Annotated in this window: 16 protein-coding genes; 14 read left to right on the top strand and 2 right to left on the bottom strand. The window is 66.7% G+C overall.

Going from position 1 to position 19699, the window contains the following annotated elements:
* The first annotated feature begins 104 nt into the window (after nt 1-104).
* The 8 genes from P9A17_RS04440 to P9A17_RS04405 all read left to right on the top strand — a co-directional run bounded on the left by P9A17_RS04440 (nt 105) and on the right by P9A17_RS04405 (nt 9058).
* Entirely contained in the window at nt 105-1298 is a 1194-nt protein-coding gene (locus P9A17_RS04440) for an MCE family protein (protein ID WP_278037389.1), read from the top strand.
* On the top strand, nt 1295-2335 hold the full coding sequence (locus tag P9A17_RS04435; RefSeq protein ID WP_278037388.1) for an MCE family protein: 1041 nt from the start codon (nt 1295-1297) through the stop codon (nt 2333-2335). The genes P9A17_RS04440 and P9A17_RS04435 overlap by 4 nt, the downstream gene beginning before the upstream one ends.
* Nucleotides 2332-3771 carry an MCE family protein gene (locus P9A17_RS04430; RefSeq protein WP_278037387.1) on the top strand — a complete coding sequence of 480 codons (1440 nt, stop codon included), beginning with the start codon at nt 2332-2334 and terminating at the stop codon, nt 3769-3771. Before P9A17_RS04435 ends, P9A17_RS04430 begins: the two co-directional genes overlap by 4 nt.
* A 1-nt stretch (nt 3772) precedes the next feature.
* Nucleotides 3773-5302 carry an MCE family protein gene (locus P9A17_RS04425; RefSeq protein ID WP_278037386.1) on the top strand — a complete coding sequence of 510 codons (1530 nt, stop codon included), beginning with the start codon at nt 3773-3775 and terminating at the stop codon, nt 5300-5302.
* The gene (locus tag P9A17_RS04420; protein ID WP_278037385.1) at nt 5299-6435 is read left to right on the top strand and encodes an MCE family protein; all 1137 of its coding nucleotides are present in this window, start codon (nt 5299-5301) and stop codon (nt 6433-6435) included. The genes P9A17_RS04425 and P9A17_RS04420 overlap by 4 nt, the downstream gene beginning before the upstream one ends.
* Before the next feature lie 2 nt (nt 6436-6437).
* Complete coding sequence (locus tag P9A17_RS04415) at nt 6438-7985, top strand: MCE family protein (RefSeq protein ID WP_278037384.1); 1548 nt, start codon at nt 6438-6440, stop codon at nt 7983-7985.
* Between the two features lie 94 nt (nt 7986-8079).
* Nucleotides 8080-8406 (top strand): hypothetical protein, encoded by a 327-nt coding sequence (locus tag P9A17_RS04410; RefSeq protein WP_278037383.1) that lies wholly within the window; start codon nt 8080-8082, stop codon nt 8404-8406.
* Nucleotides 8407-8491: 85 nt separating this feature from the next.
* On the top strand, nt 8492-9058 hold the full coding sequence (locus P9A17_RS04405; RefSeq protein WP_278037382.1) for a TetR/AcrR family transcriptional regulator: 567 nt from the start codon (nt 8492-8494) through the stop codon (nt 9056-9058).
* A 19-nt stretch (nt 9059-9077) separates the two neighbouring features.
* On the opposite strand, the gene P9A17_RS04400 is transcribed toward P9A17_RS04405, so the two are convergent.
* Nucleotides 9078-9299 carry a hypothetical protein gene (locus P9A17_RS04400; RefSeq protein ID WP_278037381.1) on the bottom strand — a complete coding sequence of 74 codons (222 nt, stop codon included), beginning with the start codon at nt 9297-9299 and terminating at the stop codon, nt 9078-9080.
* Nucleotides 9300-9460: 161 nt separating this feature from the next.
* Here P9A17_RS04400 and P9A17_RS04395 point away from each other — a divergent pair, with 161 nt between their 5' ends.
* From P9A17_RS04395 to P9A17_RS04375, 5 genes are all read left to right on the top strand, one after another.
* Nucleotides 9461-10192, top strand: a complete 732-nt coding sequence (locus tag P9A17_RS04395; protein ID WP_278037380.1) for a M15 family metallopeptidase — start codon at nt 9461-9463, stop codon at nt 10190-10192.
* 102 nt (nt 10193-10294) lie between these two features.
* Nucleotides 10295-12553 (top strand): MMPL family transporter, encoded by a 2259-nt coding sequence (locus P9A17_RS04390; RefSeq protein ID WP_278038602.1) that lies wholly within the window; start codon nt 10295-10297, stop codon nt 12551-12553.
* Between the two features lie 11 nt (nt 12554-12564).
* Complete coding sequence (locus P9A17_RS04385) at nt 12565-13626, top strand: type III polyketide synthase (protein WP_278038601.1); 1062 nt, start codon at nt 12565-12567, stop codon at nt 13624-13626.
* A gap of 1 nt (nt 13627) precedes the next feature.
* Complete coding sequence (locus tag P9A17_RS04380; RefSeq protein ID WP_278037379.1) at nt 13628-14143, top strand: isoprenylcysteine carboxyl methyltransferase family protein; 516 nt, start codon at nt 13628-13630, stop codon at nt 14141-14143.
* Entirely contained in the window at nt 14140-15153 is a 1014-nt protein-coding gene (locus tag P9A17_RS04375) for an NAD(P)/FAD-dependent oxidoreductase (protein WP_278037378.1), read from the top strand. The genes P9A17_RS04380 and P9A17_RS04375 overlap by 4 nt, the downstream gene beginning before the upstream one ends.
* Here P9A17_RS04375 and P9A17_RS04370 read toward each other — a convergent pair.
* A complete protein-coding gene (locus P9A17_RS04370) occupies nt 15082-16995 on the bottom strand; it encodes a diguanylate cyclase (RefSeq protein WP_278037377.1) in 1914 nt (637 codons plus the stop codon). The two genes, P9A17_RS04375 and P9A17_RS04370, sit on opposite strands and share 72 nt — an antisense overlap.
* Before the next feature lie 250 nt (nt 16996-17245).
* Here P9A17_RS04370 and P9A17_RS04365 point away from each other — a divergent pair, with 250 nt between their 5' ends.
* Nucleotides 17246-19684: a glycogen/starch/alpha-glucan phosphorylase gene (locus P9A17_RS04365; RefSeq protein ID WP_278038600.1), complete on the top strand. Its 2439-nt coding sequence runs from the start codon at nt 17246-17248 to the stop codon at nt 19682-19684.
* Nucleotides 19685-19699: the final 15 nt, after the last annotated feature.

Below are 19699 nucleotides of genomic sequence, written 5' to 3'. Positions count from 1 at the left end.
CCGAAATCGGATTTCTATACGAAAAAGTATGTTGTACTGGGGCGACGGATTCAGCGCACTGATCGAGGGGCAGCCATGCAGTCCACCACGCGAACAGGCCGGCCGTGACCCGGTCCTACCGGGCGGCAGGCACATTGCTCGTCGCGCTGGCCGTCGCGGTTGTGACGCTGGTCTACCTTCAATTCCGGGGATCGTTGACGCCGTCGGTTCAGTTGACGGTGCTCGCACCGCGCGCAGGTCTGGTGCTCGACCCCGGGTCCAAGGTCACCCTCGACGGCGTCCCGATTGGGCGGGTCTCGCGGGTTCAGCTGATCAGCGACGAAGACGTCCCGTCCGCACGCATCCTGGTCGACATCGAACCCAGGTACCTCCCTGTGCTTCCCGTCAACGTCGAGACGACGATCACCGCGTCGACGGTCTTCGGCAACAAGTACGTCGCGTTCCGTTCGCCCCGCAATCCGCAACGGCCCGTCACGTCGTCGGACGTGCTACATGTCGCTGCTGACGGAGCGGTGACCACCGAGTTCAACACGCTCTTCGAGGCGGTGACCGACATCGCCGAGAAGGTGGATCCCATCCAGCTCAATATGACGTTGAAGTCAACGGCCACTGCCCTGACGGGGCTCGGCGACGACTTCGGCCGGTCCCTCGTCGATGCGAATTCGGTTCTCGGCAGGGTCAATCCGAGAATGCCGCAGCTGCGCCAGGACATCGATCGGCTCGCCGACCTCGCCGACATCTACCGGGGAGCCGCGCAACCCCTGCTAGACGGGCTCCGGGACGCGGTGGTCACTGCGCGCACACTCACCGACGAGCGCGATAATCTCGACGCCGCACTGCTGGCGGCGGTGGGGTTCGCGGAACCGGGTGCAGATACGATCGAGCGGTCCACGCCGTTTCTGGTGCGAGGTCAGGCGGACCTCACACCCACCGCCCAACTTCTGGACGAGTATTCGCCCGCCTTGCTGTGCACCATACGCAACTATCACGATGTTGCGCCGAAAGTCTCTGCCGCACTGGGAAAGAACGGATATGCCGCAGTGACGTCCACGGAACTGCTCGGCGGCGCCGCGCCGTACGTCTACCCCGACAACCTTCCCCGCACCAACGCGAGGGGCGGGCCGGGCGGCGCCCCCGGCTGCTGGCAGCCCATCACACGCGAGTTGTGGCCGGCACCCGCACTAGTGATGGACACCGGCGCGTCGCTGGCCCCCTACAACCACTTCGAACTGGGACAGCCTCTGCTCAACGAGTATGTGTGGGGCCGCCAGGTCGGTGAGTACACGGTGAATCCATGATGATTCGACAGACCGCCGTCAAGCTCGGCGCCGCCTCGCTCATCCTGCTGACGTTCACCGCGCTCATCATCGTGGTGTTCGGCCAGCTCCGCTTCGATCGCACGCATACCTATCTCGCAAAGTTCAGCAATGCTAGCGGAATCCGGCCGGGACAGTTCGTACGCGCTGCGGGAGTGGAGGTCGGTAAGGTCGAGGACATCCGTCTCGACGCCGACGGCCACACCATCGTCGTCGCGTTCGACGTCGACCAGTCCCTGCAACTCGAACAGGGCACACGCGCCCGCATCCGCTACGCCGACCTCATCGGCAACCGGTTCCTCGAGCTCGAGCAGAGCAGCATCAACGCACCGGCAGGGTTGCTGATGCCCGGCGGCACCATCCCTGTGGAACGTACCGAGCCCGCGCTGGACCTCGACGCGCTCATCGGTGGCTTCGAGCCCCTCTTCGAGTCTCTCGACCCCGACAAGGTCAACACCATCGCTCAGTCATTGATCACCGTCTTCCAGGGGCAGGGCGGCACCATCAACGACATCCTGACCCAGGCGGCGCAGCTGACGCAGACGCTCGCGCACCGCGATCGCGTCATCGGCGAGGTCATCTCCAACCTCAATGTGCTGCTCCAGACCACGGCGCGACACCAGAGGGAACTCGACGGAATGGTCGTCAATCTCCGCAATCTCGTTGTCGGACTGAATGAACGAGGCGACGCCATCGCGGCCGGAGTCGCCGATATCGGCAGCACCGCCGGAACCCTGGCCGACCTGCTCGCAGACAATCGCCCAGTCCTGCAGAGCACCGTGTCGAAGCTTCAGACAGTGCAACAGCCACTCGTCAGCCAGGAGGCACAGTTCGCTGATCTCCTGAACAAGTTGCCCGATGCACTGGCGATACTGGCCAGGTCCGGCGGGATCTACGGCGACTTCTTCAATTTCTACCTCTGCGACGCCAGCCTCAAACTCAACGGTCTGCAACCCGGCGGCCCCGTCCGGACCGTCAAGCTGCTCAGTCAACCCTCGGGCCGGTGTACCCCGAAATGAGGGCACTCACCTCCGGCAAACTCGTCCGCAATGGGTTCATGGGCATCGTGATCACCGCGATGGTGACCGGAGTCGGTCAGAGCCTGACCACCGTGCCGATGTTGTTCGCCACCCCGGAGTACTACGGGCAGTTCAGCGAAAGCGGCGGGCTCCACGCCGGGGATACGGTGCGGCTCAACGGAATGGATGTCGGATCAGTGGTGTCGATCAAGGTTGACGGCGACCGGGTCCGTGTCGGGTTCACGTTGGGCGCGACAACTGTGGGCACCGACAGCCGCGTGAGCATCCGCACCGACACCATCCTGGGAAAGAAGACCCTGGAGATCGAGCCGCGCGGCTCGACCAGGCTCAGAGCAAACGAGACACTGCCGCTGGACCAGAGCACCACGCCCTACCAGATCTACGACGCATTCGACGACCTCACTCGCTCGACGGCCGGCTGGGACATCGACAGCCTCAGAGAATCGCTGAACGTGCTGTCAGAGACCATCACCGCCACCGCGCCCGAATTGTCTGCCGCACTGACGGGCGTCGCCGAATTCTCCGACACCATCGGCACCCGCGACGAGCAGCTCAACGACCTGCTGTCCAACGCTGACCAGGTCGCCACAGTCCTCGGCAATCGGAGCGACAACATCAACCAGCTGGTCCTCAACGCACAGGCACTGTTGGCGAAATTCAATGCCCGCCAAGCCGATATCGACACGCTGCTGGGCAACGTCACCGCCGTGTCGACACAGGTGGCCGGTTTCATCGATGACAACCCCAATCTCAACGCGGTGTTGACACAGCTGCGGACCCTGTCCCAGACCCTGGTCGAGAACAAGGCGAAGCTGACGCAGACCTTGGCGACTGTCGACCGCTTCGTCGGGGCGATCTCCGAGGCGGTGGCGTCGGGCCCATACTTCAAGGTGATGGTGGCCAATCTGATGCCGGGCCAGGTCCTGCAGCCGTTCATCGACGCCGCCTTCAAGAAGCGCGGAATAGACCCGCAGAAGTTCTGGGGCGATGCGGGCCTGCCCGCCTTCCGGTTTCCCGAACCCAACGGCCAGGGCTTCCCCAACGGCGCGCCACCTCCTGCTCCGGCGCCGCTGGAGGGAACCCCCCAGTTCCCCGGGCCGGCGGTCGAGAAGGGCTCACCGTGCTCGTACACCCCGGGACCCGGCGCGCTGCCGGCCCCCGGCGATCCACTGCCCTGCAGTCGGGAGACATTGGGCCCCTTCGGAGACAACCCGTACGGCCCGAATTACGGACCGCCCCGAGTCGCGGTATCAGATCCGCAACCGGGCGGTGCGCCTGCGCCGGGCATTCCGGCCGCCGCGGCGCCCGGCCAGGCGCCTCCGCCCGTACCCGGCGCGCCCATGCCACTTCCCGACGCACTCCCCGGGGCGCGTACGGTACCCACCGCACCGCCGCCCTCCCAGGTCGGGCAGTGACATGATGCGACTTCCGGCGAAGACATCCCATCGAATAGGTGTACTGGTGGCGGTTGGCCTCGTGGCCGCGGCCGCGATCCTGGGCGCGGCCGTCTTCGGCCACAAGATCTACCGCAACCTGACAACGACCACGGTCACCGCCTACTTCCCCAGCACCATCGCGCTGTACCCAGGCGACCAGGTCCTGGTGATGGGTGTCCGGGTAGGCACCATCGACTCCATCGAACCCGGTGGGGGACAGTCGAAAGTCGTTCTCCACTTCGATGAGTCCGTCAAGGTGCCCGCCGACGCCACGGCGTCCATCATCAACCCCAGCCTCGTCGCCTCCCGGGCGATCCAGCTGTCGCCGCCCTACCGTGGCGGTCAGACGCTCGACGACGGCGCGGTGATCCCGCTCAACCGCACGAGGATTCCCGTCGAATGGGACGATCTTCGACAACAGCTCGCCGCCGTCCTCGATGGGCTCGGTCCGACGCCGGAGCAACCCCGGGGGCCCGTCGGTGAGGTCGTGTCGGCATTCGCCGACGGCCTCGCCGGGAAGGGTGACCAGCTCAACACCACCTTCACCAGCTTGTCGAATGCGTTGTCTGCGTTGAACAAAGGCCGTGGTGACCTGTTTTCCGTGGTCCGCAACCTCGCCTTGTTCGTCAGCACGCTGCGCACCAGCGATCAGCAGTTCAGCGCGTTCAACACCGACCTGGCCACACTGACCGGAGCCCTCGACAACTCCGATGAGGAACTCGCGCGAGGCGTCGAGGAGTTCCGGCAGCTCCTCAACCGGACGAGTGACTTCCTCGCGCGCAACGGCGACGTCGCCGTCACCGACGTCAACAACCTGCGCGAGGTCACCGACGCGCTGCTGCAGCCGGAAGCGCGCCAGGGCCTGGAGAACACCCTGCATGTGCTGCCATCGTTCGGCGGCAACTTCGTCAACATCTACTCCCCGGTGAACGGCGCACTGACCGCCGTTCCGGTCATCAACAACTTCGCCAACCCACTTCAGTTGATGTGCAGTTCAATTCAGGCAGGAAGCCGGCTGGGTTACCAGGAATCCGCCGAACTGTGCGCGCAGTACCTGGCCCCCATCCTCGACGCGATCAAATTCAACTACCTTCCCTTCGGCGTGCAGCCGTTCACCACCGCCAGCACACTGCCGAAGTACGTCGCGTATTCCGAGGACCGGCTACGTCCCCCGCCGGGCTTCAAGGACACGACAGTTCCCGGGCTGTGGGCCCGTGATACGCCGTTCTCCCACGGCAATCACGAACCGGGCTGGGTGGTGGCCCCCGGTATGCAGGGACTCGACGTCCAGGCCCTGACACGCCTGATGGTGGCGCCCGATTCGCTGGCCGCGCTACTCGGGGGCCCCGACCCGGTACCGCCACAGCCAGGAGTGCGCGGTGGCGCACCCCCCAACGCCTACGACCAGAGCAATCCGCTTCCGCCCCCGTGGTATCCGCAGCCTGCCCCGACGCCGGCTCCGCAGCCTCCGACACCACCCTTGGCCGCCGAAGTGGGAGGACAGCCGTGACCGACCGAGTGAAACGCATCGCTGTGAAGGTGGTCGGTCTGCTGTGCTGCCTGCTGCTCGTCACCGGTTGCGGCTCGTGGCGCGGACTGGCCAACGTGCCCATGCCCGGCGGGCCTGGAACCGGGCCCGACCATTCGACCATCTATGTGGAGCTACGAAATTCGTTGGCGCTCAATGTCAACAGCCGCGTCCGCGTCGCCGATGTGTTCGTCGGCCGGGTGTCGAACATCGAATTCCGGCCGTGGAAGGCGCTGCTGACGTTGGACCTGGACGCAGGGGTGAGGCTGCCCCGCAATGCGACAGCGAAGGTCGGCCAGACCAGCGTGCTCGGCAGCCAGCACGTCGAGTTGGCAGCTCCACCCGACCCGTCCCCGCAGTCGCTGCTTTCCGGCGACACCATTCCGCTGGAGCGCACAGCAGCCTTCCCGACGACGGAGAGGACGCTCGCCAGCATCGCCACCGTCCTGCGCGGCGGCGGCATCTCCAACCTCGACACCATTTCCACCGAACTCGACAAGTTGTTCACCGGCCGCGCCGAGCAGATCAGGGAGTTCCTCAACCAACTCGACACCTTCGTCACCGAGCTCAACGCCCAGCGTGACGGCATCACCCGTGCCCTCGACGCCACCAACGGCCTGCTGAAGATCCTGGCCGCAGGCAACGACGTCGTCGATGCCGCACTCACCGAATTGCCACCGCTGATCGCCCATTTCGATGCCAAGCGCGACGTGTTCGCCGATGCGACCTCCGCCCTCGGACGGCTGTCCAGGGTCACCGACGATGCCATCGAAGCCTCCCGCGCCGACCTGGAAACCAATTTGGCCCTGTTGCAGCGGCCACTCACCCAGCTCGGCTACGCGGCCCCGTATGTGCTCGGCGCTCTGAAGGTCCTCCTCACCGCACCGTTCAACATCGACGATGTGCCCAAAGTGGTGCGGGGAGACTATGTGAACATCTCGGCGACACTCGATTTCACCCTCAGCGCGATCGACAACGCCCTGCTGAGCGGCACCGGATTCTCCGGGGCGCTGCGCGCGCTCGAGCAGGCGTGGGGCCGCGACCCCGCCACGATGATCCCCGACGTCCGCTACACGCCGAACCCCGCCGACCTTCCCCCTGAGCGGGGGCAATAGCGATGCTCAGCAGAGGCCGCCGCATCCAGCTCGTCGTGTTCGCAATCCTGACGGTCATTTCGGTGGGGATCCTGGCGATCTACTACCTACGGGTGCCCGCTCTGGTCGGTGTCGGAAGGTACACGCTGAACGTCGAGCTGGAGTCCTCGGGTGGGCTGTACCCGACCGCCAACGTCACCTATCGCGGCACCACGATCGGCAGGGTCACGTCGGTGGAACCCATCGGTGGCCGCGTGCGGGCCACGCTCTCGGTCGACGACGAGTACCGGGTGCCAGTCGACGTGGTCGCGAACGTGCACTCTGTCTCGGCGGTCGGAGAACAGTTCCTCGATCTCGTCGACGACGGACCGAGCAACGAATTCCTCGCCGACGGCCAGACGATCGTCAGAAGCACCGTGCCACAACCCATCGGCCCGCTCATCGATGCAGCCAACGAAGCCGTCGACGCCCTTCCTCAGGACAAGCTGGCCGCTCTTCTGCAGGAAACATCTACGGCGGTGGGAGGTCTCGGTCCGTCGCTGCAACGGCTGGTCGACTCGGCGCAGGCACTCGGCGGCGACTTCGCGGCCAACGCAGACTCCCTCGATGCGCTCATCGACGACTCCGGGCCCCTGCTCGAGAGCCAGGTTTCAACCGGCGCGGCAATCAACCGGTGGGCCCGCAACGTGCGCGACCTCGCCCGCCAGAGCGCGCAGGAGGATCAGGCGGTGCGCGCGATCCTGCAGACCGCGGCGCCGACCGCGGATCAGCTGGGTGCCGTGTTCGGTGGCGTGCAGGAGGCACTCCCCCAGGTGCTCGCCAACACCGCAGTCGTCTTCGACATGCTGAAGCGCTACAACGCCGGCGTGGAGCAGGGCCTCGTGTTCCTCCCTCAGGGTGCGTCGATCGCCCAGACGGTCGTCGCCCCGTTCACCGACTCGGCGGCCCTCGACTTCCGGCTGGCCATCAACGAACCGCCGCCGTGCCTGACGGGTTTTCTGCCCGCCTCCGAGTGGCGCTCGCCCGCGGAGACCACGACGATCGAACCGCCTGCGCGCGCGTACTGCAGGATTCCGAAGGACTTTCAGGCCAACGTGGTGCGCGGTGCCCGCAACTACCCCTGTGCAGACGTGCCCGGCAAACGGGCCGCCAACCCCGAAGAGTGCCGCGGTGAGGAACCGTATGTGCCGGCGGGGACCAACCCCTGGTACGGCGATCCGAACCAGATCCTCGCGTGTCCGGCACCCGGAGCCCGGTGCGACCAGCCGGTCGCGCCGGGGCTGGTCGTCCCCGCCCCCAGTGTCAACAACGGCCGCAATCCGGCACCGGCTGACACCCTGTCACCCTCGCAGCCCCCGGTGAGTGACCCGCTGACCCCGCCGCGCACCGGCACGACGCAGTGCAACCGGCAGCAACCGGTGCAGTGCACGTACACACCCGCCGACATTCCGTCGGCGATCTACGACGTGTCCCGCGGCCAGGTGGTGGCCAGTGACGGCACCGTGTTCAGGGTGAATTCGCCTGCCCCGACGGGTGAGGAATGGAAGGACATGCTGGCTCCCGCCGGATAGCCGACCACGCGGACCGACGTCAGCGCGGCGGTAACATCGAGGGCGCCCGTAGTCAGCCCCGCGCCGCGTTATCTCGATTGCTAAGCGGCCCAACATGACCGAGCAGCTGAGATGTCTTCCTGACGAGACGGTGGCCGAGGCCCGTCGCAGCGGGCTTTTCGAGCTGCTCTTGCCCCTCGCGCTAGGCGGGCAACAGACCTCATTCCCCGCAGTGCTGGAACCGGTCCGACGTCTGGGCCATGGTTGCACGTCCAGCGCCTGGCCCCTGGGCTTCTACGCCCTGCGCAATCGGAGGCTTGCGCTGTTCGACGAATCGGCGCAGGACGAGATCTTCGATTGCGATCCGGTTTTGGCCGCTGGCACCGTGTGGGCGGGGAACTCGACGGCGCGCCGCAGGTGGGCGGCGTCATCTCACCGATAGCCAAGATATGAGCGCACCGGCGCCGGCGCGAAGCCCCTTGAACGCCGCACCAGGACCAAGCGAGGTGGAGCCGTAAGCTGGCGCGGTGGCAAGACCCGAGCGCCGCGGCGCGGGGCGCAGCACCCCCGACGAGTGGCTGCAGGCTGGGTTCGCGATCCTGGCAGAGAACGGCTTCACGTCGCTGAAGATCGACACACTGTCGGCGCGCCTCGGGATGACGAAGGGTAGCTTCTACTGGCACTTCACCGATATGGGCGCTTACAAGGCCGCACTCGTGTCGGCATGGGCGCAGTGGCGCGACGATGACCATCGCCGATTCGGTGAACTGCAACAGCTGGCGCCCCGCGATCGGTTGATCGAGATGACGGCCTTCTTGATCAGCCCCCGTCAGTGGATGCTCGAACGGGCGATGCGCGAATGGGCACGATCAGATCGAGCAGCAGCCCGCAGCGTCAACGCCGCCGACCGTCGAGCCCGTGCAGCTGTGCGGCAGGCTTTCCTCGACGTCGGACTGAGCGAGGCGGTTGCCGCGCAGCGCGCGCAGTGGCTCTTCGCGATCGGCATCGGTGCACTTCATCTGTCGAACGCAAAGTCACCGCGGATTTCGCTCGCGCGGCGAGAGGAGCTGGTCGACTTCTTACTGCGCCCCTGATAGCTGTGGCTGCCTGCCGTCAGCAGGCGACGCCGGCGAAGATTGCGCCGGTGACCAGCGCGATCACCAACGCGAGCGTCGGCATTCCGCTGAAGAGAGCGACGGTGACCCCCGCGATGGCGGCGATCAGGATCGTCAGCATGAGGAACGCGAGCACCCAGTTGACCTGGCCGTGGGCGTGCGTCGCACGGGGCGTGTCGACAGCCTGCGGGACTATCGCACCTTCTCCGAATCCGACCATGTCACGTCCTCTCTGTGATGACGGACACAATATAACGCGACCATGGCGCAAATCACACCAATGACGAACGGGTTGTGATCTATTCGTCAATTTCGAAAGCCCTACTAACAGAAGTGATTAGCGCAACTAACACCGATTTCGGGCCGGGTAGGTTGGGCTCGGTGAAGGTTGCGGGCCTGGCCGCGCTGGCGGTCGTGACGGTGACGCTGGTGCAGTGCGCGCCGGCGTCGAGCCCGGCCCCGGCCCCGAGCCCGGCACCCCCGCCCGCCCCCGCGACGACGACAGCACTCCCGCCGGAGACGTTCCGCACCGTCGCCCCGACGACGACACCCGGACAGCCCCCCGCGGTCGCGCCCGTCAGCGCCGAAGACCTCGGCACGACGTGGCGTCCGGGGTGCCCCGCGGCCCCCGAGGAACTGACGCGGGTGGATCTGGACTACTGGGGATTCGACGGCCAGACCCACCGCGGCCGGCTCGTGATCAACCAGGACCTGACGGACAGGGTCATCGACGTCTTCGCCCAGCTCTACGAGCTCCGGTACCCGATCGAGAAGATGGTCACGGTCGACAACTATCCGGGCGCCGACGACGAACTGTCGATGCGCGACAACAACACCTCCGCGTTCAACTGCCGCGGTATCCCCGGCTCGGACAGCTGGTCACTGCACGCGTACGGCCGCGCCATCGACATCAATCCCAAGCTCAACCCCTACATCCCGAGAAACGGGAGATACGAGCCCGCGAATGCCGGGCCGTGGGTAGATCGCACCCGCACCGAACCTGGAATGCTGCACGACGGGGATGACGTAGTCGGCGCATTCACAGCCAGGGGCTGGGAATGGGGCGGACACTGGCGGACACCGCTGGATTACCAACACGTCGAAATTCGTTGACAGCGGGCGGACCCCGGTCCGAATATGTCGAAAAGGTGAACCCCCGCGGGAGGTATTACGTGTCGTAAATTAAGGCGCTTTCCTCTTGGACTGGAGACTCAGCTGCTTCACAGAATCGCCCTTTCGGCTCTTGCCGCACCGCGTCGCATCTTGTTTGCCGCGGCGCTCCTGACGGTCGCCCTCGGCGTGTTCGGTGTCCCCGTCGCCAAGAGTCTGTCGCCCAGCGGATTCTCGGATCCGGGTTCCGAATCCGCCCACGCCGCCGAACTTCTCACCGACAAGTTCGGTCAGGGCGACGTCCAGATGCTCATCGTCGTCTCATCCTCCGACGGCATCGACGCACCGAACGTGCGCGACGTCGGCACCGACATCGTCGATGAGCTCACCGCCAATCAGCACGTCGCGGGCGTGTCCTCCCCCTGGACCACACCGCCGGCAGCCTCTGCCGACTTGGTCAGCCGGGACCGCACGGCCGGCCTGATCGTCGCGGGCATCAAGGGCACCGAGGCGCAGCAGCAGACATACGCCAAGGAGATCTCCGATCAGGTCAGCCGTGCCGCCGAGGACCCAGACGGCATCGTCGTCAAGACCGGTGGCACGGCCATGGTCAACGTGCAGATCACCGAGCAGTCCCAGCGCGATCTGCTGGTCATGGAGTCGCTGGCGATCCCGCTGAGCTTCCTGGTCCTGGTGTGGGTGTTCGGCGGGCTGCTCGCTGCGGCGCTGCCCGTCGCGATCGGCGGAATGGCGATCCTCGGGGCGCTGGCGGTGCTGCGGCTGGTCACCTTCACCACCGATGTGTCGATCTTCGCGCTGAATCTCGCCACCGCGATGGGCCTGGCGCTGGCCATCGACTACACGTTGCTGATCCTGTCGCGCTACCGCGACGAACTCGCCGCGGGCAAGGACCGTCCCGAAGCCATCAAACGGACGATGACGACGGCCGGGCGCACGGTGATCTTCTCGGCGACGACGGTGGCGTTGTCGATGGCCGCGATGGTGCTGTTCCCGATGCACTTCCTCAAATCGTTCGCCTACGCCGGGGTGGCCACCGTCGCGTTTGCAGCGGCCGCCGCCGTCATCGTGACCCCCGCGGCGCTGGTGCTGCTCGGCGATCGGCTGGACTCGTATGACGTCCGCAAGCTGGTGCGCCGCATCCTGCGCAGGCCCGACCCGCAGCCGGTACCCGTCGAACGGCGGTTCTGGTACCGCTGCGCGACGTCCGTGATGCGCCGGGCGCTGCCGCTGGGCGTGGCCGTCGTCGTGCTGCTCCTCGTTCTCGGCGCGCCGTTCCTGGGCGTCAAGTGGGGCTTCCCCGATGACCGGGTGCTGCCGCAGTCCGCGTCGGCGCATCAGGTCGGCGACCAGTTGCGGTCGGACTTCGCCGACAACACCGACACCAATGTCACGATCGTCATCCCCGACAGCGCCGGACTGAACCCCGCCGACCTGACCACCTATGCGATGGAGCTGTCCCGCGTCCCCGACGTGCCTGCTGTCTCCGCGCCGACGGGCACGTTCGTCGACGGCGCCAAGGCCGGCCCGCCGTCGGCTCCGGCCGGCGAGAAGGACGGCAGCACGTTCCTGACCGTCACGAGCACCGCCCCGCTGTTCTCCGACGCCTCGGAAACCCAGCTGGACCGGCTGCACGCCGTCGAGAAACCCGGTGGCCGCGACGTCCAGTTCACCGGCACCGCCCAGGTCAACCGCGACAGCGTCGACGCGATCATTTCCAAGCTTCCGCTGGTGCTCGCCGTGATCGCGGTCATCATGTTCGCGCTGCTGTTCCTGCTCACCGGCAGCATCGTGGTTCCGCTGAAAGCACTTGTGCTGAACATGCTTTCGCTGACGGCAGCGTTCGGCGCGCTCGTGTGGATCTTCCAGGACGGGCACCTCGCCGGCTTGGGCACCACGTCGACGGGCACGCTGGTGGCGAACATGCCGGTGCTGTTGTTCTGCATCGCGTTCGGTCTGTCGATGGATTACGAGGTGTTCCTCGTCGCGCGTATCCGCGAGTTCCTGCTCGAGGGCCACGACAACGACACCGCGGTCGCGTTGGGTATCGCCCACACCGGCCGCATCATCACGGCCGCCGCGTTGATCATGTCGATCTCGTTCGCGGCGTTGATCGCGGCGAACGTGTCGTTCATGCGCATGTTCGGTCTCGGCCTCACGCTGGCGGTCCTCGTCGACGCCACCCTTGTGCGGATGGTCCTCGTTCCCGCCTTCATGCATCTGATGGGCGGCGTGAACTGGTGGGCCCCGCCCTTCCTCAAACGTGTCCACGAGCGCCTCGGCTTCAGCGAAGAACCGGCGCCCAAACCCGACGATACGAAACAGACGGAACAGGTCAGCACATGAGTGAGAACCCGATCAGTGTCATCGCGGCGGTGCAGGGGGCCCTGCCACCGCACCGCTACAGCCAGGAGCAAGTCACCGAGACATTTCTCTCGGTTCCTGCCTTCCAGGGCGTCGAGGAATTGCTGCGCGGTCTGCACAAGAACGCGAAAGTCGATGCCCGGCACTTCGTCCTGCCGCTGGAGCAGTACACCGACCTGCTCGATTTCGGCCAGGCGAACGACCTTTACGTCGAGCACGCCGTCGATCTGGCCTGCGAGGCACTGACCGCCGCGCTCGACGAAGCCGGCCTGGCACCAACGGATCTCGACATGATCATGTCGACGACGGTCACCGGCATCGCCGTGCCGTCGCTGGACGCCCGAATCGCCGCCCGCCTGGGTCTGCGGTCCGACGTGCGCCGCGTGCCGTTGTTCGGGCTCGGCTGCGTGGCCGGCGCGGCGGGCATGGCTCGCGTGCACGACTACCTCAAGGGCGCGCCCGACCACGTCGCCGCGCTGGTGTCGGTCGAGCTGTGCTCGTTGACGCGTCCCGCGCTGGAGCCGACGATCGGCAGCCTGGTGGGCAGCGCGCTGTTCGGTGACGGCGCGGCCGCCGTCATCGCGGCCGGCGAGAACCGGGCCGAGGCGATCAACGCGGCGGGCCCGGCGATCGTCGACACCCGCAGCCGCATGTACCCCGACTCGCTCGACATCATGGGATGGACGGTGAACCGCAACGGTTTCCAGCTCGTCCTGTCCCCCAAGCTGCCCGAGCTGATCATGCAGTACCTGCCCGGCGACATGTCCGGCTTCCTCGGCGAGCACGACCTGGCCGTCGGCGACATCGCCACGTGGATCTCCCATCCGGGCGGACCCAAGGTGCTGGAGGCGATCTCGGCGGCGCTCGACCTCGGCGACGACGCACTTGAGCTGTCGTGGCGTTCACTGGCCGAGGTGGGCAACATGTCGTCCTCGTCGGTGCTGCACATCTTCCGCGACACCATCGCCAAGCGGCCGGCCGCAGGCCAGCCCGGCCTGTTGATGGCGATGGGCCCGGGCTTCTGTTCCGAGCTCGTCCTGCTGCGCTGGCAGTGACATGCTTGCCTACACGATTCTCATCGGTGCCGTCGCGATCGAGCGGCTCGCGGAACTGGTTGTCTCCCAGCGCAATCTGAAGTGGAGCAAGGCCCGCGGCGGTGTCGAGTTCGGCCTGTCCCACTACCCGGTCATGGTGCTCCTGCACACCGGGCTGCTGGTGGGCTGTCTGGTCGAGGCGTCCCACCGCGAGTTCATCCCGCTGCTGGGATGGCCGATGTTCGTCGTCGCGATCGCCGCCCAGGGCCTGCGCTGGTGGTGCATCACCACGCTCGGCCACCAGTGGAACACCCGGGTTGTGGTCGTGCCCAACGGCGGGCGCGTCACCGGAGGGCCCTACAAGTTCATGTCGCACCCGAACTACGTCGCGGTCGTCGTCGAAGGCGTCGCGCTGCCGCTGGTGTACTCCGCCTGGGTGACGGCGTTGGTGTTCACTATCCTCAACGCACTGCTGCTGTGGTTGCGAATCTCGGTGGAGAACAAGGCACTTCAGTCCCTCACCAAAACCCCAGCATGATCGACCTGGTGGTGGCCGGGGGCGGGCCCGCGGGTCTGGCCACCGCCATCCACGCGGCCAGGGCGGGCCTGGAAACAGTCGTCATCGAGAAGCGCACCGGCCCCATCGACAAGGCGTGCGGCGAGGGCCTGATGCCGCACGCGGTGCGTCAACTCAACCTGCTCGGCGCCCGCCCCGAGGGGCGGACGTTCCGCGGGATCTCGTATCTCGACGAACGACGCAGCGTGACCGCGCATTTCGCCAACGGGAACGGCTTCGGGGTGAGGCGCAAGACGCTGCATGCCGCCCTGCTGACGGAGGCCGACAGGGTCGGCGTCAAGATCGTGCACGACAGGGTCGGTCCGCTGACCCAGGACGCGGATTCGGTGACCGTCAACGGTATTCGCGCCCGCTACCTCGCCGCCGCCGATGGGCTGCACTCCCCGATCCGGGCCGCGCTGGGCTCGGAGCTGTCGCCGGGCAAAACGAAACGCTGGGGTCTCAAACGACACGTCGCGATCGCGCCGTGGAGCGATTTCGTCGAGGTGTACTGGTCCGACCACACCGAGGCCTACATCACGCCGGTGGCCGACGACTGTGTCGGCATCGCGATCCTCACCTCGAAGCAGGGGCGCTTCGAGCACCACATCGACGCGTTTCCCGAACTGCGCGAACGCATCGACGGCCTCCCCCACGAGCCGGACCGAGCGGCGGGGCCGCTGCGCCAGCGGGTGCGCAGTCGTGTGGCGGGCCGGGTGCTGCTGGTCGGCGACGCCGCCGGCTACGTCGACGCGCTCACCGGCGAAGGATTGGGGCTGGCCTTCACGGCGTCGAAGTTGCTCGTCGACTGCATCGTGGCGGACCGGCCGGGTGACTACGAACGGCAGTGGCGCAAGGCGACGCAGCGGTACCGGGTGTTGACGGGCGGCCTTCTGCACGCGGCGACGTCGCCGGTGCGCTCAGTCATCGTGCCCGCTGCCTGCCGTCTCCCTCGGGTGTTCTCCGGTGTGGTGAACCTGCTCGCCGATTGACAGCGCGTCCTCCTCGCCGTAGATGGAGATGGCGTTGCGGCCGTTCGATTTCGCGACGTAGAGGGCCTTGTCGGCGCGGTCGAGGAGTTCGGCGACGGCCGAATCGGGATCGGATCCGGCGCTGTGCCAGGGACGCAGCGTCGCGACGCCCGCGCTGATCGTCACCGATCCGGAGTCCGAACCCAGGTGCGGAATCGCCAGGGCGCGGATCGCCGCGGCGAGACCGTTGGCGAACTCGTGCGGCGCGTCGCATCCGGACAGCACGACGGCGAACTCCTCTCCGCCGTAGCGGGCGGGCACGCACAGGGACGGGTCGGCGAGGTTCTGCAGCACGTTGGCGATCTGGCGCAGGCACTGGTCGCCGGCCTGGTGACCGTAGAGATCGTTGAACGACTTGAACCGGTCCAGGTCGATGAACACCGCGGTGACCTGCTCGCCGTCGGCGCGGGCCCGCGACCAGATTTCGGCCGCGCGCAGCGCCAGCCCGCGGCGGTTGGCCAGCCCGGTCAGCGGATCGGTGTTGGCCATGTCGGTCAGCGAGTCCTGCACTTCGCGTTCCAGCGTCACGTCCCGCAGCACCGCCGCGGTCAATCCGTCGGAGGTGCGCCTGCTGTGCACGACGTACCAGCCCCACGTGCCGTCCCGCTTGCGGATCCGGAACGGGTCGGACGGCCCGGGCCGGGCCGATTCGGGGAAGTCGACGCGGCTGGGACGGTCCTCGGGATGAACCTGCTTGAGCCATTCCTCTTTGGTGACGCGGCCGTCGGGGAGGTCGAGGATCTCGTGGCCGGGTGATGCGCGGCGCAACAGGTTGCCGTCGGCGTCGACGAGGATGACGACGTCTCCGGTGAGTTCGGCGACCAGCTGGTAGGCCTGATAGCTGGCGTTGTCGAGTTCGGCCAGCCGCATCCGGTCTTCCAGCGCGGCGGCCACCAGGACGACCATCGTGAACGCACCGAGGACGAACACCTGCGCCGAGATCATCGCCTGACCGGGGCTGTCCAGTGACGCCGCGAACGGCCCATAGCCGGCGAACGTGCTGCCCAGCACGAGACCAGATCCGACCGCCATCTCGGCGAACGCCGCCGCTATCCCGGAACGGATCAGCACCAGTAGCGCGGGCAGGCCGGTGAGGAAGATGAGCACGAAGCTGGGCTTGGTCGCCGACGCTGCGCACAACGCGACGGTCAAGGCTGTCATGGCCGCGAACCACCACACCTCGCGCCAGGTGTGGCGGCGCCGGTAGTGCTTCCATCGCAGCATCAGCGGAACGAGGAAGGCGATGCCGACCGCTTCGGTGAGGAACCAGGCCATCACGGCGTAGACGAGCGACTGCGAGGACGTGGTGACCTCGCCGTTCCAGATCAGGCCGGCGACGCCGATGGGGGTGGCGAGCAGCGGTGCCAGGTTGACGCCGTAGACGAGGAACCGCCGCCAGCTGCGCAGCGAGTCGCTGCGGCCGGTGACCCAGTCCTGATCGCCGTGCAGCATGGCGGCCGCGAACACGACCGCGGTCATCGTGGACAGCACGCCGACTTCGGGTGACATGTCGAGCGCGACGCGGGCGGGAACGATCTGGATGGCGGCGAATGACGCCAGGTAGACCGGCCATTGCCTGCGCGGCGAGGTCAGCAGCGCGACGAGTTGCGGCGCGACGGCGGGCCAGACCATCGCATACGACCAGCTGTCGAAGTAGACCAGCGTCCGTACGAGGAAGCACGCGACGCCGACGGTGACGGTCCAGCCGACCAGGCGGCGCCACGGTGGCACCGCGTCGGAGACGCGCATGAAGGCGCTGGCATGCGCGCGCAGCGCAGCACCGCGGTCCCCACCGATCGCCATTCGCACAGTCAACATCGTCAATATTCCGTTCGGCAATCCCTGGGCAATCTTTCGGGGGATGAACCCTGACAAAGCTTCCAGTTCACATCCCCGACCCGTTTAGGAAATGCTTGGGCGGAACAATGACGCGTCCGCTATTGCACCGCCGACCCCAGGAGACGCCGTGACCGATGTCGTGAACCCCGCCTCAGGCGAATCCCTCGAGGTCAACGGGGCGCAGGTGGGGCCGACGGGACAGACCCGCTCGGGAATGACCGCCGACGCGCTGCGGGCCGCCGTCAAGGATCACCTGATGTATTCGATCGCGCGGCCTGCGGCGGTACTCACTCCCGAGCATTACTACCGTGCGCTGTCGCTGGCCGTGCGCGACCGTATGCAGAAGCGCTGGATGGCGACGACCCAGGACTGGCTCGACCTGTCGGCGAAGGTGACCTGCTACCTGTCGGCGGAGTTCCTGATGGGTCCGCAGCTGGGCAACAACCTGCTCAACCTCGGCATCGAGGACGCGGCGCGCACGGCACTGGCCGATCTCGGCCAGGACCTCGACGAGATCCTCGCCTGTGAGGGCGAACCCGGCCTGGGCAACGGCGGCCTGGGCAGGCTGGCGGCGTGCTACCTGGATTCGCTGGCCACGCTGGAGCGGCCGTCGATCGGCTACGGCATCCGCTACGAGTTCGGCATCTTCCGTCAGGAGATCGCCGACGGCTGGCAGGTCGAGAAGACCGACAACTGGCTGGTGCGTGGCAACCCGTGGGAGATCGACAAGCCGGACGCCAGCTACGTCGTGAACTGGGGTGGCCACACCGAGCAGTACGAGGATGTGACGGGCAAGCTGCGGGTCCGCTGGATTCCGCTGCGGGTGCTGCAGGGCGTCTCGTATGACACCCCGGTGCAGGGCTACGGCGTCAACACCTGCAACACGTTGACGCTGTGGAGCGCGCGGGCGGTGGAGTCGTTCGCCCTCGACGCGTTCAACAGCGGCGACTTCTACAAGGCCGTCGACCAGGAGGTCGTCTCCGAGACGGTGTCGAAGGTGCTCTACCCCAACGACGAGCCCGAAGCCGGTAAGCGGCTGCGCCTGCTGCAGCAGTACTTCTTCGTGACGTGCTCGCTGCAGGACATCCTCGACATCCATCTGCAGCGCGCCGGGCTGGCGTTGGAGAAGCTGCCTGACAAGTGGGCGATCCAGCTCAACGACACCCACCCGTCGATCGCGGTGGCCGAGCTGATGCGGCTGCTGATCGACGAGCACCAGCTGTCGTGGGACGACGCGTGGGACCTGACGGTGCGCACGTTCGGTTACACCAACCACACGCTGCTGCCCGAGGCGCTGGAGACATGGCCGCTGCGCATCTTCGGTGAGGCGCTGCCGCGCCACCTCGAGCTCATCTACGAGATCAACGAGCGCTTCCTCGACGAGGTGCGCGCGAAGTTCCCCGGCGACGAGGAGCGGGTGGCTCGGATGTCGCTGATAGGCGAGGAGGGCGGCAAGTCGGTGCGCATGGCGCACCTGGCCACCGTCGGCAGCCACGCCGTCAACGGTGTCGCCGCGCTGCACTCCGAACTGCTGAAGGCCAGCGTGCTCAAGGACTTCTACGAGATGTGGCCGGAGCGCTTCGGCAACGTGACCAACGGTGTGACGCCGCGCCGGTTCCTGGCGCTGTCGAATCCGGGGTTGCGGGAGTTGCTCGACGAGACGATCGGGCAGGGCTGGATGACCGACCTGGGCCGGCTGAAGGGGCTGGAGTCCTTCGTCGACGATCCGGCGTTCCGGCAGCGGTGGAGAGATGTCAAGCGCGCCAACAAGTCCCGGCTGGCCGATCTGGTCCATTCGCAGACCGGCATCGAGCTGGACCCGACGTGGATGTTCGACGTCCAGGTCAAACGCATTCACGAGTACAAGCGTCAGCACCTGATGGCGCTGCACATCATCGCGCTGTACCGGCAGCTCAAGGCGAACCCCGGCATGTCGATCCCGCAGCGGGTGTTCATCTTCGGAGGCAAGGCCGCACCCGGCTATTTCATGGCCAAGCGGATCATCAAGCTCATCACCGCGGTCGGCGAGGTCGTCAACGCCGACCCGGACGTGAACCGCTGCATGAAGGTCGTCTTCCTGCCCAACTTCAACGTCAAAAGCGCGCACCTGGTGTACCCGGCCGCCAACCTCAGCGAGCAGATCTCGACGGCGGGCAAGGAGGCCTCGGGCACCGGCAACATGAAGTTCATGATCAACGGCGCGCTGACGATCGGGACGCTCGACGGTGCGAACGTCGAGATCCGGCAGGAGGCGGGGGCGGAGAACTTCTTCCTGTTCGGCCTCACCGAGAATCAGGTCGAGAAGGTCAAGTCCGAGGGTTACCGCCCGTTGGACTATGTGGAATCCGATCCTGAGCTGGCCGGTGTGCTGGAGCTGATCGCCGGCGGGGAGTTCACCCACGGCGACACCGAGGTGCTGCGGCCCGTCGTGGACAACCTGATCCACCACGACCCGTTCCTGGCGCTGGCCGACTTCCGGTCCTACATGAACTGTCAGGCCGAGGTCAGCAATGCGTGGCTCGATCGCGATCAGTGGTCGCGGATGTCGATTCGCAACACCGCGCGCAGCGGCAAGTTCTCCAGCGACCGGGCGATCCGCGAGTACTGCGACGAGATCTGGGGCGTGCGCCCGATGTCGGTCGACCTGGACTAGGGATTTCGGCGTAGT

It is taken from the genome of Mycobacterium sp. 236(2023) (assembly GCF_029623955.1).
Classification (GTDB): Bacteria; Actinomycetota; Actinomycetes; order Mycobacteriales; family Mycobacteriaceae; genus Mycobacterium.
Note: the sequence above shows the minus strand (reverse complement) of the source record. Positions and strands in the feature narration are given on the sequence as shown.